The 16,568-nt window shown below is 50.9% G+C and carries 13 protein-coding genes; 1 reads left to right on the top strand and 12 read right to left on the bottom strand.

Annotated features, from left to right (window positions below; translation table 11 throughout):
* The 8 genes from pgsA to PHR44_04155 all read right to left on the bottom strand — a co-directional run bounded on the left by pgsA (position 1) and on the right by PHR44_04155 (position 11,529).
* On the bottom strand, positions 1-579 hold the full coding sequence (gene pgsA / locus PHR44_04190) for a CDP-diacylglycerol--glycerol-3-phosphate 3-phosphatidyltransferase (protein ID MDD4909862.1): 579 nt from the start codon (positions 577-579) through the stop codon (positions 1-3).
* On the bottom strand, positions 563-1,822 hold the full coding sequence (rimO, locus tag PHR44_04185; protein ID MDD4909861.1) for a 30S ribosomal protein S12 methylthiotransferase RimO: 1,260 nt from the start codon (positions 1,820-1,822) through the stop codon (positions 563-565). The genes pgsA and rimO overlap by 17 nt, the downstream gene beginning before the upstream one ends.
* 144 nt (positions 1,823-1,966) lie before the next feature.
* Positions 1,967-2,689 carry a DUF4115 domain-containing protein gene (locus PHR44_04180; protein ID MDD4909860.1) on the bottom strand — a complete coding sequence of 241 codons (723 nt, stop codon included), beginning with the start codon at positions 2,687-2,689 and terminating at the stop codon, positions 1,967-1,969.
* A 3-nt stretch (positions 2,690-2,692) separates the two neighbouring features.
* Complete coding sequence (locus PHR44_04175; GenBank protein ID MDD4909859.1) at positions 2,693-4,897, bottom strand: DNA translocase FtsK; 2,205 nt, start codon at positions 4,895-4,897, stop codon at positions 2,693-2,695.
* 20 nt (positions 4,898-4,917) lie between these two features.
* Positions 4,918-7,005, bottom strand: a complete 2,088-nt coding sequence (pnp, locus tag PHR44_04170; GenBank protein MDD4909858.1) for a polyribonucleotide nucleotidyltransferase — start codon at positions 7,003-7,005, stop codon at positions 4,918-4,920.
* Between the two features lie 27 nt (positions 7,006-7,032).
* Positions 7,033-7,302, bottom strand: a complete 270-nt coding sequence (rpsO, locus tag PHR44_04165; GenBank protein MDD4909857.1) for a 30S ribosomal protein S15 — start codon at positions 7,300-7,302, stop codon at positions 7,033-7,035.
* A gap of 74 nt (positions 7,303-7,376) precedes the next feature.
* Positions 7,377-10,298, bottom strand: a complete 2,922-nt coding sequence (locus PHR44_04160) for an ATP-dependent DNA helicase (GenBank protein MDD4909856.1) — start codon at positions 10,296-10,298, stop codon at positions 7,377-7,379.
* On the bottom strand, positions 10,276-11,529 hold the full coding sequence (locus PHR44_04155) for a CpaF family protein (protein ID MDD4909855.1): 1,254 nt from the start codon (positions 11,527-11,529) through the stop codon (positions 10,276-10,278). The genes PHR44_04160 and PHR44_04155 overlap by 23 nt, the downstream gene beginning before the upstream one ends.
* Positions 11,530-11,593: 64 nt before the next feature.
* On the opposite strand from PHR44_04155, the gene rpmB reads away from it, so the two are divergent.
* The gene (gene rpmB / locus PHR44_04150; protein MDD4909854.1) at positions 11,594-11,821 is read left to right on the top strand and encodes a 50S ribosomal protein L28; all 228 of its coding nucleotides are present in this window, start codon (positions 11,594-11,596) and stop codon (positions 11,819-11,821) included.
* On the opposite strand, the gene recJ is transcribed toward rpmB, so the two are convergent.
* From recJ to rsfS, 4 genes are read right to left on the bottom strand one after another with little or no spacing between them, the layout of a single operon-like run.
* Positions 11,793-13,490: a single-stranded-DNA-specific exonuclease RecJ gene (recJ, locus tag PHR44_04145; protein ID MDD4909853.1), complete on the bottom strand. Its 1,698-nt coding sequence runs from the start codon at positions 13,488-13,490 to the stop codon at positions 11,793-11,795. The genes rpmB and recJ overlap by 29 nt on opposite strands.
* Positions 13,491-13,492: 2 nt before the next feature.
* The gene (argS, locus tag PHR44_04140; protein ID MDD4909852.1) at positions 13,493-15,148 is read right to left on the bottom strand and encodes an arginine--tRNA ligase; all 1,656 of its coding nucleotides are present in this window, start codon (positions 15,146-15,148) and stop codon (positions 13,493-13,495) included.
* A 2-nt stretch (positions 15,149-15,150) separates the two neighbouring features.
* Positions 15,151-16,230 (bottom strand): GAF domain-containing protein, encoded by a 1,080-nt coding sequence (locus tag PHR44_04135; GenBank protein ID MDD4909851.1) that lies wholly within the window; start codon positions 16,228-16,230, stop codon positions 15,151-15,153.
* Positions 16,227-16,547 (bottom strand): ribosome silencing factor, encoded by a 321-nt coding sequence (gene rsfS, locus PHR44_04130; protein MDD4909850.1) that lies wholly within the window; start codon positions 16,545-16,547, stop codon positions 16,227-16,229. The genes PHR44_04135 and rsfS overlap by 4 nt, the downstream gene beginning before the upstream one ends.
* Positions 16,548-16,568: the final 21 nt, after the last annotated feature.

The following is a 16,568-nucleotide window of genomic DNA, read 5'->3' as shown; positions in this document are numbered from 1 at the left end:
TTATTTTGATACTATAAGTTTTCTATTGCGCCAGAAATAAGACAGGCCGGAAATAAGAGTAAGCACCACCGTGACCAGCATAAGCAGGTATATGCCTACGCTGAAGGAACGCTCCCAGCCGGCGCCCCATATACCAAAACCTACCAGTATTTCCTTGAATAAAAGGTAGCAAAGGATCGTGAATATGGCTACCATTTGCGATACCGTCTTATGCTTACCCGCCCTTTCCGCGGCCATTACTTTTTTCTGCGTCAGGGCATAAAGCCGAAGATGAGTGATTATCAACTCCCTTACTATGATCACCACGACCATCCACACATCTATCAGATCGAGCTTCACGAAGGCAATGAACGCCCCAAGCACCAGTATCTTATCCGCTATGGGGTCCATTATCTTGCCGAAATCGGTGACCATATTGCGCTTTTTGGCGATCCATCCGTCAAACAGATCGGACGCTGCCGCGAATACGAATATTACAAGGGCGGCGGCTTTGCCGCCGATGCTTTGGCGGAATAAAAGATAGAGGAATATAAAGGTGAGGAAAATTCTGGAAATAGTAAGTTTATTGGGAAGGTTCATATCGCGCCACTAAATCGTATTCAAGCGTATCTTCTATCCTGGCCCTTACCAGATCTCCGGGCTTAAGCTTTTTTTGAGAACGCACATACACGATCCCGTCCACTTCAGGCGCGTCATACTGAGACCGCGCCAGGTACAGGCCGGCATCCTTCGCGTCTTTCTCTTCGATCAACGCGTCTATCTCCTTGTTTATGAACCCGGAGTTTACTCCTTTGGCTATCTCCTGCTGCGCGGCCATGATCCTGTCAAACCGCTCCTCTTTCGTTTTCTGAGGGACCTGGCCCTTAAGATGATACGCTGCCGTGCCTTCCTCCCGGGAATAGATAAACGCTCCCAGGCGCTCAAATTTAACCTCTCCGATAAAATCAACCAGTTCCTCAAATTCCTTTTTTGTCTCGGAGGGAAAACCGGCTATCAGCGAAGTCCTCAAGGCGGCGCCCGGCACGGCCTTTCTTATCTTCCTGATCAAAGACGTTATCCGCTTCCTGCTCGTGTTCCTGTTCATCAATTTCAATATCCTGTCATTGATATGCTGAAGGGGCATATCAATATATTTACAGATCTTCGGCTCGCCGCCTATAACCTCTATCAGCTCATCGTCAAGCCGCTCCGGATTCATATAAAGCAGGCGTATCCACTTGATATTGTCGGCCGCGGCAACGATCTTCTTTAACAATCCGGCCAAAGACGGCCTGCCGAAGATATCCCTGCCGTAGAGCGTTATGTCCTGGCCGACTATATTGAGCTCCTTTACGCCGAGCCTGTCCAGGCGCCGCACTTCATTGATTATAGACGCCATACCCCTGCTGACAAAAGGCCCTTTTATGGCGGGTATCACGCAGTAACTGCATTTATTAGCGCATCCTTCGGATATCTTGAGATAAACAGAGTGGCGCGGGGTGAGCAGATAACGGTTGATCTCGTTATGATTGATATTTAATGTACCGACAAACGCGTCTACCTCTTTGAAGTTTTTTCTAAGCTCTTCGGGGTAACGCTGTGCCAGGCAGCCGGCGACAATGATCTTCCTGATCGCGCCTTCCCTCTTCAGGCCTATCAAATTCAGGATGGCGTCTATCGATTCTCTTTTAGCATCCTCAATGAACGCGCAGGTGTTCACGATCGCCACGTCGGCATCTTTTATATCTACGATCCTGCGGTTTTTGGACTTAAGCCGCCCCAGCATGGTTTCGGAATCCACCAGGTTGCGCGGGCAGCCTAAGCTTAATATACCGACTTTCATTTCGCTCTTCATTTAAGTCACAATTACCAAATCCCAATGACGAATGAATGTCCAAATCCCAATACCCAATTTGTATTTTCTATTTGGGATTTGGGTCATTGTGATTTCATTCGTCATTGGAGCTTGGACATTGGTCATTATAAATTAACCTTTTATTTCCAGCCCCTCTTTTGTGATCAGGATCGACTTGATCACCTGTCCGCGCCTGCCCAGGCCGGAAATGATCTTGCCGTTTACCTCAAGTTCTGTCGCGCCGGCATTGCCCAGGGAGAGCTCTATTTTATCTTTTGCCTGCCAGACCTCGGTCTTCCCGCGTTTAAGCACATTCTGAAAGACCGTCCTGCCGTCCGCCTTCACCTTGACCCAGCTGTCCTCCTTTACGAGCACGCTTAATTTTAATATATTGGTTTTATTTATGGGGATGAGACCGGCTCTTGGAGAGGCAGTTCTTACCCTGACAGGCTTCCTGGCGCGGTGAGAGCCGATAAACCTGGCGGCTTTAGAAACCATAAAAAACAGCAATAACAAAACAACGACACCGGCAGCGGCCTTAGCGGCAAGGCGGTAATCGATCTTGCTTAAGGCCGTATCTTCTTTTTTGGGTTCTTTTTGTTTTTCAAAATCAAATGTCTCCTGTTCCACCTGAAGAGAAGAATATTTGTCTATTACCTCTCTCTCATTCAGGCCAAGCAGGCGGGAATAGATCTTTAAGAATCCTTTGACGTATACGGGGCTTATGCCTTCAAACCTGTCCTCTTCCAGCGCCTTCAGGATATTTATATGGATCTTGGTCTTCTTCGCCGCGTCGCTCAGGCTTAAACCGAGTTCCTCCCTCTTCTGTCTTAAGACAATGCCGATGGTATCCATATATCAGTTTTCCTCCGCGGCGCCTATCTGGTCTTCATCCTTTGAGGCGCCTTCTTTATTGAGGTTCTCTCTAAGCCACTCCTCCCTGTTGATCAGGATTTCCCTTGGCTTGGAGCCCTGATAAGGCCCGAGCAATCCGCTCTCCTCCATCATATCTATAAGGCGGGCGGCACGGGTATAACCCAACCGCATTCTTCTCTGCAGTATGGAAACCGAGGCGTGGCCGCTTTGCATTATCAGCCGCACCGCCTCATCGTAAAGCTCGTCTTTAATGCCTCCCGATACGGAAGACCTCTCCTGTTCCTTCAGGATCGCCTCTTCATATACGGGCTGGCTCTGTGATTTTATGAAATCAACTACGCGCTCTATCTCTTTATCCTTTATAAGGCTGCCCTGCGCCCTGATCAATTTTGACTCTCCGGGCGACAGGAAAAGCATATCCCCCCTGCCCAAAAGCTTATCCGCTCCGTTAGCGTCAAGCACCGTCCTTGAATCGACCTTGGAGGCGACCTGAAAAGAGATCCTCGCGGGAAAATTCGCCTTTATGACGCCGGTTATGACGTCAACGGACGGCCTCTGCGTCGCCAGCAAAAGATGAATGCCTACGGCGCGGGAAAGCTGCGCCAGGCGCGTTATCGCGTCTTCGATCTGTTCCTGGGCGACCACCATAAGGTCGGCCAGTTCATCTATTATTACCACTATATAAGGCATAAGCGACTCGGACTTTTCATTATAAGAAGCTATATTCCTTACGCCTAAACCTGCCAGCAGTTTATAGCGCTCCTCCATCTCCGCCACGACCCAGTTCAGGGCGTTGGACGCCTTTTTCGCGTTTGTAACCACCGGACAGAGCAAATGCGGCAGCCCGTTATAAGGGGCGAGCTCAACCATTTTTGGGTCAACCATCAACAGTTTTACCTCGCGCGGGGTGGACTTGAACAGGATGGACATGATCAAGCTATTGACGCAAACCGTCTTTCCCGAGCCGGTAGTCCCGGCGATAAGAAGATGCGGCATCTCCCCGAGGTCTGCTATCACGGATTTCCCCGCTATATCTTTTCCTAAAACAAGGGTAAGCTTGGAATCAGAAGCAAGGTATTCTTTAGAAGAAAGAACTTCCTGTAAGTATACTAAGCTGCTCTGCGCGTTGGGCACCTCAATGCCCACTCTCGCCTTACCGGGTATGGGCGCCACTATCCTCACCGACTGGGCTTTCAGGGCAAGCGCTATGTCATCTCCCAAGCTTGTGATCTTCTGCACCTTGACGCCGGGCGCGGGCTCCAATTCATAGCGGGTAATGACAGGGCCCCTTTCTATATCGGTGACCTTCACGGATATGCCGAAGTCAGACAGGGTCTCCTCCAGTATCCTCGCGTTAGAAGTAAGATCGCCTCTTAACTGACGCTCGCCTATTGGCGGAGGAGAATCCAACAGCGCCAGAGAAGGAAGCTTATAGTCGCCGATCTTCATTTCGGGGATCTTTATTTTCGCCGGCTGTTTCTGCTCTTTCACCTTGATCTCTATCCTCGGCTTTAACGGCAATTCCTCCCTGGCGGCGGCCGGACGCGGCTTTGCCGCTTCCTCTGCCCTTGCCTCTTCGGGCGGCCTGCTGGCGTTGATCTTCTTAAACCGCGGAGAGACCCTGATCACTCTATTACCATAATTCAAGATGGAAAGCAAAGAGGCGTAAAGCGTGCTGAACCCGGACAATATATGAGAAGCAAGATAGTCGGTAGCCAGTATAAAGGAAAGCGTGCCGAGGGCGAGAAAAACGGTGGCCGCGCCGAAATTCCCGAAGTATCTCACCATAAACGCCGAAGAGGCAAAACCTAACAGGCCCCCCCTGGCAAAAATAGCATTGCCCTCCCTTATGCCGCACATCGCCAGCAAAGAACTCAAGGACATAAACAGCACTGCCGCGCCCAGGACCTTAACCGCCCGTAAATTCGGCGCTTTGCCCTTGAACACCCTGGCTGCCCAGTAAAATACGAGAAAGGGCAGGACATACGCGGCCCATCCTATAAGGAAAAAAAGCGCGGCTGAAAGATAAGCGCCGAATACGCGCACAAAATTCTTTGCGGGCATATTCGGCGATGAGGTGAAAAAAGCGAGGTCTGAAGGATTATAAGAAATTACGCTGGCCAGCAGTATTATACCTGAGGCAAGCAGAAGTATTGTCTTGATCTCTCTCGTATGCCTGTCCTTCATCGTAAAGGGGGTGCATCTGTTTATTTCTTGGCTTCAGCGTCGGCCTGTTTCTTGCTCAGGTTTATCCTGCCCAATTCGTCTATGTTCACAACCTTGACCTTTATCTCATCCCCCACCTTTACCACGTCCTCTACATTCTTGACGAAGGTATCGGCCAGCTCGGAAACATGGACCAGGCCTTCTTTTCCGGGAGCGATCTCGCAGAAGGCGCCGAAATTCATTATGCGCTTGACCTTGGCGTTATAGATCTTGCCGACCTTGGCTTCTTCGGTGATGCTGTTTATTATATCAATGGCCTCCTGTGACCTCTTGGGGTCCGTGGAACCCACCATCACAGTGCCGTCGTCCTGTATATCTATGGTAACGCCTGTCTGGCTGATGATCTTCTTTACGTTCTTTCCGCCGGGGCCGATAAGTTCCCCTATCTTCTCGGGATTTACCTTAAGCATGGTTATGCGCGGGGCGTACGCGGAAAGCTCCTGCCTTGGCGCGGCAATTGCCTGCTTCATCTTTTCCAGGATAAATAAACGCGCCTCTTCCGCCTGAGCTACCGCCTGCCTCAAAATATCCGACGATATGCCTTCGATCTTCAGGTCAAGCTGCAAAGCGGTGACGCCCTTTGTAGTGCCGGCAACCTTAAAATCCATATCGCCGAAATGATCTTCAAGCCCGGTTATATCGGTCAGGATGATGGCCTTTTGTTTTTCTTTGATAAGGCCCATGGCAACTCCGGCAACGGCGTCCTTCAGAGGGACCCCCGCGTCCATAAGCGACAGGGTTGCCGCGCATACCGTGGCCATGCTGGATGAACCGTTTGATTCCAATATTTCAGAGACCACGCGCACAGTATAGGGAAACGCCTCTTTTGAAGGCATCATTACCGACAGGGCCTTTTCCGCCAGCGCGCCATGGCCTATCTCTCTCCTGCCCGGGCCGCGCACCGGCTTTGTCTCGCCTACGCTGAAAGGCGGAAAACTGTAATGCAGCATAAAACTCTTGTAGCTCTCCCCCTCTAACGCCTCTATCAGCTGTTCGTCTTCCCCTGTCCCCAATGTGGTGACAGACAGGCTCTGGGTCTGCCCCCTTGTAAAAAGCCCCGAGCCATGCGTGCGCGGAAGCAGACCTACCTTACAATCTATAGGCCTTACTTCTTTAAGCCCTCTTGAATCCGCGCGAACGGACTTAACCAGTATGGCATCCCTTACCTGGGCCTTTTCCACGCGAGTAAGCGCCTCTCTTATGTCCTTGGCAGAGATCTCATCGCTTAAAAGCTGCTCTTCGATCTGTTTAGATAAGGCGGAAACCGCGTCTTCCCGCCCCTCCTTATCGCTTATCTTAAATATATCTTCCAACGGTCTGACAGCGAGCCCGCGGACCTTCTCTACGAGTGATTCGTCTATCGCCTTTAACACCACTTCCTGCTTCTTGCTTCCGTATTTCCTGCTGAATTCCTCCTGAAGCTTCATTAAAACCTGCGTATTTTTATAGCCGAATTCGATCGCCTGAATAATATCCTCTTCGGGTATCTCCTTCGCGCGGCACTCAAGCATGATCACGCCGTCTTTCGTGCCGGCCACTACCATTTCGAAATCGCTCTTTTCTATCTGCGCGTACGTGGGATTGATCACCAACTCTCCATTCACTCTGGCAACGCGCGAAGCGCCGACCGGGCCCGGAAAAGGTATATCGGAGATCATAAGGGCGCAGGAGGCGCCTACTACCGCCAGCACATCAGGGTCGTTTTCGCCGTCGCTGGAAAGCACTATAGCCATTATCTGCACTTCATTACGCATCCCGTCGGGAAAAAGCGGGCGTATTGGCCTGTCGATCAGCCGCGCGCAAAGTATCTCGCTCTCTGACGGCCTGCCTTCACGCTTGAAGAAACCCCCGGGGATCCTGCCGGCGGCATATGTCTTTTCCTGATATTCAACGGTAAGAGGAAAAAAGTCCCGGTCCTCCTTTATTTCCCTGGACATACAGGCAGTAACCAGCACAACCGTCCCGCCGCACCTGACAGTCACCGAACCGCCTGCCTGCCTGGCCAAATGGCCTGTTTCTAAGATCAATTCCTTGCCGCCGAACTCAATTTTCATGCTTTCTAAAGACATACCCCTCCTAAAAATATACTTAAACGCTTATCCTCTCAAACCCAATTTATCTAATATTTCCTTATACTTCTTCGCGTCATTAATTTTAAGGTACTTGAGAAGCTTCTTGCGCTTGCTCACTAAGGAAAGAAGGCCCCTGCGAGAGCCGAAATCCTTCTTATGGACCTTAAAATGCTCGCTAAGCTGGTTAATACGCTCTGTGATCAGGGCTATCTGCACGCTCGCGGAGCCGGTATCTTTCTGATGTTCCTTGAATGGCCCTGCTAACTTACTCTTATCTTCCTTTGCCAAAACCAATCTGTCCACCTCCCTCTATTAGTAAAGAAGCCATAGTATAACGCACTTAATGAATATAGTCAAGCCATTTATCCCTATTTAAACGCGCTGGGGCATATGGAGTTATAGGGGCAGTAAGAACAGGCCATATAGGTAGGCCTGGCCTCAAAGTCCGCCTGACGGATACCCCCTGCCACGGTATCTATATTCTCCCTGATCTTCTCAAAATCCTTCTCTTCCTTCTTCGCGCGGCCTATAAGGCCTGTCTCAAGGAAATAAAGCGCCGTATAATCGGGCTGCCGGTCATAGATCTGCTGATAGGCAAGGGCATATAGAGAGAGCTGCAGCGAGTCCTTTGCCTTTTTATCCGCCTCCTGCTGCGACTTAACCTCTGAGGATTTGAAATCCATAATTACGACCTCTTCCGCCTCATCTACCCTGTCCCAGCGCCCTCTTAGGCGGTTATCCTTATATTGAAAGGAAAACTCTTTCTCTATATAGGAGGGCATCTGTTTTCTCTCTTCCTCAAGCACAAAAAACTTCTTAAGCGACTCCTTGCCCTTTTTCAACCTGTCATCCTGATGCTCCTGCGCGAGAAACCCCTCTACGCGAAACGACTCCCGGAACCGCGCTATGACAGTATCGACATCCACGCGCAGGCCCTTCATCTTATAGGTATAATACATCTGCACCGCCTCGTGCATCGCCTTGCCGTATAAAACAGTGTGATGCTCCATAATAGGTATGCGAAGAATATGGATATACTTGTATTTGAGCGGACAGGTAAGATAATCGTCCAACTGATAATAGCTTAACGATAGAACCCCGCCGTTCTTTATTGTGCCCGCGCCTTGCCTCGGCTCCTTTTCCGCCGGCGGCTTATACCTGTTTATTATCTCAAGGGAAGGGCGCTTGATAAGAGTGCTTTCCTTGGGCAGCTCAAGCGCCTCAAGCACAAAAGGGCTGACCCTTCTGGCGCGGCTGCCGCCGTAGTCAAGGGCGGAAGTAAAAATGAGCTCCTTTTGGGCGCGGGTCATCCCCACATAGAAAAGCCGCCTTTCTTCCTGCGTGTGGTAATCGCCGCTGGGCAGTATGTCCTTGAATAGCTCCTCGGGCAGCTCGATCGGCTGGCGCCTGCGCGGCCAGGGGAACCTGCCAGCGACAAGGCATACCATGAACACGACCGGAAACTCAAGCCCCTTTGCCTTGTGTATCGTGAGGATATTTACCGCCTCGCTGTCTAAATCAGCCTCCTGCGTTGCCGGGTCATCGCCTGCTTCAATAAGCAGGTCTAAATAATTCACGAAATATATCACCCTGTCTTCCCTCGCCACAAGTTCGTAAGCGCGCACCAGCTCAAAGAACTTGGCGATATTTTGTATCTTTTCTTCGCTCTCCGCGCTCTTTTCCTTTACCAGCATCTTTATGTAACCGGTATCGGTAAGGAAAAGATAAAGCAGGCGGCCGGTGATCAACGCGCGTGAGTCCGCCAGGAACCTGCTCATATCGGAAACAACCCTGCCTATCCTCTCCTTTGCCTCCGCGCTGATATCCTGCAATTCCGGTATCTCGGATAAATGCTCAAAGACATAAAACAGGGAGCGGTTCCTCCTTTTGGAATAATGCATGCACTCTGAAATGTCTTTCAAGGGGACGCCATATACGGCTCCGGATGAGAGAAAATAGAGGTTCATTGAATCGTTGATATTGGCCATCAGCCGCAGGAAAGAAACGCACAACCGGACCTCTTCACGGGAATACAGGCCGCGGTTGCCGCTGAAACGCCAGGGTATGGAAAGCATATTGAGCGAATGAAGGAACGGCTCCGCGTCGCTGTTTGAACGCACGAGTATGCAGAAATCATTATAGCGGTACCCGCCCTTGCCCGCCTTTTCCTTTATCTGCCGCGCCACCGCGTCTGCCTCGCTGGAAAACGTGTCAAAATGCATATGCAGCGGCATCTCGCCGTTCTTCTCTTCGCTGACTAAGCGTTTATTGATATCCGCCTTGACCTCAAATCTCTCCGGGTTATTGTGCTGTATCAGCCGGTAGGCGCAGTCAAGTATGGGCTGGGTTGAGCGGTAATTGCGTATGAGGCTTATTTTCTTGGCGTCCCGGTACTCATTATTGAAATTTATTATATTTGAGTATGCCGCGCCCCTGAACCTGAATACGCACTGGTCATCGTCGGCCACAACCGTGATGTTCCTGCCGTGTGAACCCAGGAGTTTAAGCAATTGAAATTGGGCGAAATTGGTGTCCTGGAACTCATCAACGAGGATATATTTGAACTGCTCCTGATAGCGCCTTAAAACCGCGGGATGCTCCCGCAAAAGCTGCAATGCCAGAGAAAACTGATTGGCAAAATCAACCTTGCCTGCCTTGACGAGAAGTTCCTGGTAAGCGCGGTACGCGTAAGCGATCTCCGCCTGCTTAAGCGCCTCCTCCTGAAGCGCTCCATCATCCGGATCCTCCTTGGCGCGCTGCGTAAGTTTAAGCGAATAATCTATATACTCTTCGGAAGAGATATCCTCATCCTTCGCGCGGGAAAAATGGCCTATCATCGCGGTCATAAAATGCGCGGGGTCTGAAAGCGGGCGGTAATATGAAAGGTTGAATTTATACAGGTTCTCGCGGAAGAACACGGCCGCTTCTGAGCGCGTAAGCACCTTAAAATCCGGCCTGAGCCCTGCCTCTATGGCATTTTCCCGTAAGATCCTGTCGCCGAAGGCGTGAAAAGTAGAGATCCAGATATCCGTATAGCCGTACGGCACCAGCACGTCAACGCGCTCCTCCATTTCCGTTGCCGCCTTATCGGTGAAGGTAAGCGCCAGTATCTGACGGGTGGTGGCGCGGCCGGAATTGATCAGCCAGGCGATGCGGCGGGTGATCACCCGCGTCTTGCCTGTGCCTGCGCCGGCTATTATAAGTAAAGGGCCTTCCGTATGCGTGACCGCTTCTTGCTGTTCTTCATTGAGGCCTTCTAAGAGGGGCTCACTTTGAAAAGATCGCTTCATCTATTTCTACGCCCTTTTTCTTCAAGTCGCCAAGGAAGCTCGGCTTGCCCTTCGCCACAAAACTGCCGTTGACCTTTTCGTCGCTGCTGGATTCGATCTCATAGGCGAATATATCCTTAAGCGCGATATCATTGTTTTTCTGCAGTTCCCCTACTTCGCTGATGCGCGTTACCTTGCGGCTTCCATCCTTGAACTGCTCAAGCTGGACAATAAGGTCGACTCCGGAAGCGATCAGCCCCCGGATAACCCAATTAGGCAGGTTGATCCCCGCGTAAAGCGCCATCAGCTCAAGGCGCACCAGCGCGTTTTCCGGAGAACTGGCGTGAAGGACGGCAAGGCTGCCTTTATGTCCGCTGTTTAATGCCTGAAGATAATCCATTGCCTCAGCGCCTCTTAATTCTCCCAGGATAATGCGGGTAGGGTGCATTCGCAGCGAATTTATAAAAAGGTCGCTGATGCTGATCTTGCCTTTGCCGGCGATATTGGCAAGCCGGCTCAAGAGGCGGACAACGTGCCTCTGCCGAAAATCAAGCTCAGGCGTATCCTCAATAATAATGATACGCTCATTGTTGTCTATGTGAGAAGACAGGACGGCTAGCAGCGTGGTCTTGCCGGTGCCCGTGGCGCCGGAAAAAACAATATTAAGGCGGCCCTTCACGCAAGAGACAAGAAAAGAGGCCATGCGCTTATCAAGCGTCCCCAGCGAGACCAGATCCTCCAGGGATTTCAAGGCGTAGGCGAACTTCCGTATCGTGATCACCGCCGCCTCCATAGTAACCGGCGATATCGCGACATTTACCCTTATGCCTCCAGGCATGGCAAAATCCACAAAAGGCAGGGACTCATCCAGCCTCCTGCCTGAAGGGGTAAGCATCTTCTCAACAATATACTTAAGGTGCTCTTCGTCGTCAAAACTTATGCCGCTGAGCGCCCTTTTGCCCTTCTTCTCAATATAAATATTATGGATCCCGTTAACCATGATCTCGCTTACCTCGGGATCATCCAGCAGCGCCTGCAGAGGCCCGAACCCCGTAATATCGTCGCATAATTCCTTTATAGCCACCCGCGCCACCTCTTCATCCAGGTGTATATGGGCGTATTTCTTATTCTTCTGCAGTTCCTGCACTATCTCATCAAAATGCCTAATGAGCTCGTCCTGGCTGGGCTTACCGGTGCTGATCACGCCCTTAACGCGGGCGTATAGATATTTTTTCAGTTCCACTCTGTCCATGGCTCCTCGCTTTCTTTAGATAAAAATGTTGACAAAAACGGTTTTTACAGTATACTGACACATTATGATAAAAAGATGTTTCATATGCGATAAAGGCCCGGTCAAGGGGCGCACATTCTCGCGCAAGGGCCTCGTCAAAGCAAAGGGCGGTACCGGAAGCAAGGTAACCCGCGTCAATAAAAAGACATTCCTTCCCAATATCCAGAAGATCACGGTGCTGCTTAACGGCAGAAGGCAGAAGATCAACATCTGCACAAAATGCCTTAAAGCAGAGAAGGTTCAGAAGGCCTGATATCCTCTATTTCCAGCTGTAAATCGTTACGCCCTTCCCAGGTATCTGCCGAGACCTTGAACGCGGCGTCAAATGACGAAAGCGAACTTATGTAATCCTTAAGCGACGCCATCGCGAAGCCCACGGCCTGATAAGTTGTATTGCCGTCGGTTACCCACATCTTGAGCGTACCCCTGCCCATCACCTGAGGCAGACCCTTTAAACTCAGGTTACGGGTTGAAAATAACGGCTCAGGGTTATCACAGCCAAAAGGCGAAAGCTCATTTATACTATCAAGCAGGCCATGGTTTAGATCCGCGAGCCTGACCTCGGCATCGATCTCTATAGAAGGTATAAGGTCGCTCGGCTTAAGCATATCCCTGGCAGCGGCATTGACACTCTCCCGGAAATTATCCAGATCTCTCTCTAAGACCGTGATACCCGCGGCGCACTTGTGCCCGCCGAAATCCTGCAGATGCTTCCGGCAGCGGCTCAGCGCCTCAAGTATGTGGAAGCTTCTTATGGAACGGCAGGAGCCCTTTCCCACGCCGTCTTCAAAAGAGATTATGATAACGGGCCTGTAATACCTGTCCGCGATCTTGGAAGCGATGATCCCCAGCACCCCCCTGTGCCAACTATCGCCGCCGAGAACGATCACATAATGATTTTTAAAATCCATCTCGCCTGATTCAATGCGGGAGACCGCCTCGTTCATGATCTTTTCTTCAATATTCTGCCGGTTCCTGTTATGCGTATTCAGGCTGTTTGCCAACAACTTTGCCTCATCATAATCATCGCTCAACAAGAGTTTCAGGGGGGCGCCGGCATCGCCCATCCTGCCGCCCGCGTTTATCCTCGGGCCCAATATGTAACTTATATAGCCGACCGATATCTCCTTGCCTTTTATGCCTGAAACATCTATAAGCGCCTTCAGCCCGTTATGCCGCGTGGCATTCAATCTGGCCAGGCCCTCTTTCACTATGATCCTGTTTTCGCCAAGTAACGGCACGACATCCGCGACCGTTCCCAGGGCCACTATGTCCAGGTCCGCCTCAAGGGTATCCGCGGTAAGCGCCTGCGCGACTTTCAAGACAACGCCTACTCCGGCAAGGTCCTTAAACCCGTATGAGGAGGTTTCCAGTTTCGGGTTGATAATGGCAAAGGCCGTGGGCAATCTGCCGTTATGAGGCGTATGATGGTCTATTATTATCGTATCTATGCCGCTCTTTCTTAACTCATCCACTTCCTCAAAATCAGATATGCCGCAATCAACGCTTATTGCCAGCGCCTTCTTCTTCACGGCTATTTTAACGGCGTCCCTGCTTATGCCGTAGCCGTCCTTGATCCTGTGGGGCAGATGTATATCTGCCAGGCCGCCCATACGGCCAAGCACTTTGTGAAGCAGCACGCAGCCGGTTATGCCGTCAACATCGTAATCCCCGCAGATGAGGATCGGCTGTTTATCTTTCAGCGCTTTTCTTACGCGCTTTACCGCCTTCTCCATATCCGGCAGATCCAAAGGGTCTAATAGATCCGAGATGCCGGGCTTGAGGAACTTAAGCGCGTCCCGCGGCTGTTTTATGCCGCGGTTAACCAATAACCGCGCGAGCAGCGCGGATATCTTTAACTCTTTAACCAGATGTTCCTGAATACGGCTGTCGCCTTTTCTAAAGATCCAATTCTTATGCATAACTACATCTTCTCCGGAGCGCTTATGCCTAAAAGCCGGAACCCGTTGGACAACACTATCTGCGCCGCCTTTATCAGAGCCAGCCGCGCCTCTGTCAGCCGCTTATCATCGCCAAGCACCCGGTGGTTATCGTAGAATTTATGAAATGCCTCCGCCATCCTCTTCAAATATTCCGTCACAAAAAACGGGTCAAGGCTGCTAAGGCAGACCTCGAGCACGTAAGGGAACCGGCTGATGGCCCTCATTAAAAACAGTTCTTCTTTTTGCTTAAGCAGCTTTAGATCCGCCCGCTTAAGGTTAAAACCCGCCCGCGCGTTTTTCAATATACTGCTTATCCTGGCGTGGGCGTACTGCACATAAAAAACCGGGTTTTCCTGGCTATGTTTTTTGGCAAGGTCAATATCAAAATCAAGGTGGCTTGATGTCCTGCGCATAAGAAAGAAGAACCTGGAGGCGTCCCTGCCGACTTCATCAAGGACCTGCCGCAGCGTTATATACTGGCCCTTTCTCGTGGACATCAATAACTGCTTGCCGTCGCGGAATATGCTGGCAAGTTGAACGATGATCAGGGAAAGGGCTTCCTTATTCTTACCCAGGGCGGCGACCGCCGCCTTGATCCTGCCGATATATCCGTGATGGTCGGGGCCCCAGAGGTTTATAAGCCAGTCAAAGCCGCGCCTGAATTTATCCTCATGATAGGCGATATCGGGGGTAATATAGGTGTAAGAGCCGTCGGATTTTATGATCACCCTGTCTTTGTCGTCACCGAAGGAGGTAGACCGAAACCACACGGCGCCTTCATTTTCATATACGCAGCCCTTTTTCTTCAGATGCCCTATCGCCTTTTCGATCTTTCCCGATCTCTCCAGGGCCGCCTGCGAATACCATACGTCAAACCCAGTGCCGAAATCCCTCAACTCAGCCCCTATAATACCCATCAAATATTCTACGGCGTAATCGCAAAACCACTTCTCGCCTTCATTTTCCCTGCCCAAACCGATGACCTCTTTAGCGATATCCCGTATGTAATCCCCCTGATAATGATCTTCGGGAAAGGCGACGCTCTCTCCTTTAAGTTCACGCGCGCGCAGCATTACCGACCTTCCCAGTATATTGATCTGATTGCCCTTATCGTTCAGGTAATACTCCCTGGTCACCCTGAAACCCAGAAATTCAAGTATGGAGGCAAGTGAATCGCCTACTGCCGCCTGCCGGGCGTGGGCCACAGACAAAGGCCCTGTGGGATTGGCGCTCACAAACTCAATAAGCGCTTTTTTGCCCCTTCCTGACTTAGAAGAGCCGAAACGCCCGGACAGGATGAGCGCGTCGCGGAGCCTTCCATAGAAGTATTCGTCGCTTAAATAAAAATTGATAAATCCGGGGTCTTGCGCCTTTATATCCTTAACAAGGCCTTTCGGCGGCATAAGGCGCTGATCGCGCTTCAGATGCTCTACGAGCGAATCGGCTATGGAGCGCGCCTGCTGTTTCAAGTCCTTGCTGAGCTGCATCGCAAGGTTAGACGAAATATCCCCGAAGCTTTCATCCTTCGGTATGTCTAACTGTATGGAAAGAGACCGGATCCTCTCGGGAGGGATTTGAAAGATCCGAAGTGATTCCTTCAAGCTCGAGGCTATAACTGCCTTGATGTCCTTACGCATCCCTATACAATGCTCACTTCCTGCGGTTCCTGATCTTTCTTAAGTACTTTTAGAAAGGTGTGGACGATATGAGGATCAAACTGGCTGTTGGAACGGCTTCTGAGTTCTTCTACGACGATCCTGTGTTCAAGGGCGCCGCGGTATGGCCTGGCGGAAACCATGGCTTCGTAAGCGTCTGCTACAGATATTATGCGCGCGCCTATGGGGATATCCGCGCCTTTCAAGTTTTTATCCGGGTAGCCTCCGCCTCCAAACCTGGCATGATGATGCAGCACCAGCGGCGCCAGGTGATTAAGGTTGGGGATCTGGCTTATTATGCGCGCGCCTATCTCCGGATGCTTCTCTATCTCGTGCCACTCATCGTCATTTAGGAAACCTTTCTTTCTGAGTATGGCGCTGTCAACGGAGATCTTTCCCATATCATGCAGAAAACCGGCGGTCCTTACCGCCTGCCTTTCCTCCGGGCTCAGGTCCAGCTCTCTGGCTATGGCAAAAGAGTGTATCGCCACTTTCTCGGAATGGCCGTAGATATAGCTATCCTTGGCGTCTATCGTATTCACCAGCACCTTTACGGTATTAATATAGTTGGACTCGATCTCCTGAAAGAGCCGGGCGTTTGATATGGCAACGGCAACCTGGGATGCCACTATTGAAAGCAGGTGCAGGTCATCCATGTGGTACCTGTTCGGCTTATCGGAATATACGCTCAAGACGCCGAGCGCCTTTCCCCTGTCAAGAAGGGGGACCGTTAAGAGGGAGCGCACCCCCTCGTGCCTGGCGATCTCCGGGGACTTATAAAGCGAATCCTTGTAAAGGTCGGCTATGATATACGCCTTCTTTTCCTTGATCGCCCTGCCGGATATGGACTCACCCATCTTGAGATTACCCTTGGAAAGATGCGACCTTCTGTATGGGCCGTGATAAGAGCGCAGTATCAATTCTTTTTTGTCGCGGTCAAGAAGCCGCAGGCTGCACACCTTAGCATCCACCATATTTGAAACCTTGCGGGTTATTATATTCAATACCCTGTTAAGGTCATGGGTTGAATTAACCAGCCGTATCAGTTCATAAAGGTCTCTCATCTCTTGCTTACCCTTACCCTTTTCGCGTCCGCCCATAACTTTTCAAGGGCGTAGTACCCGCGAAGCGGCGCGTAGAATATATGGACGATCACATCCCTGGAGTCAATCAGCACCCAAAGGCTCTCCGATAGCCCCTCTATGGAGAAGTCCTTTTCGCCGCTGTTTTGAAGCCCCTCGCCTATGTTTTCCGCGATCGCCTTTACCTGGCGCGTGGATGAGCCGCTTGCCAGGACAAAATAGTCGCAGAAATTTGCTACCCCCCTCATATCAAGGACATGCAGATCCTCCGCCTTTTTATCAAGCGCGAGATGAGCTATCAGCAGGGCCTTCTTTCGCGA

This window comes from Candidatus Omnitrophota bacterium (genome assembly GCA_028707125.1).
Classification (GTDB): Bacteria; Omnitrophota; Gorgyraeia; order Gygaellales; family JAQTUX01; genus JAQTUX01.
This window is presented reverse-complemented; position numbering and strand designations above follow the sequence as displayed.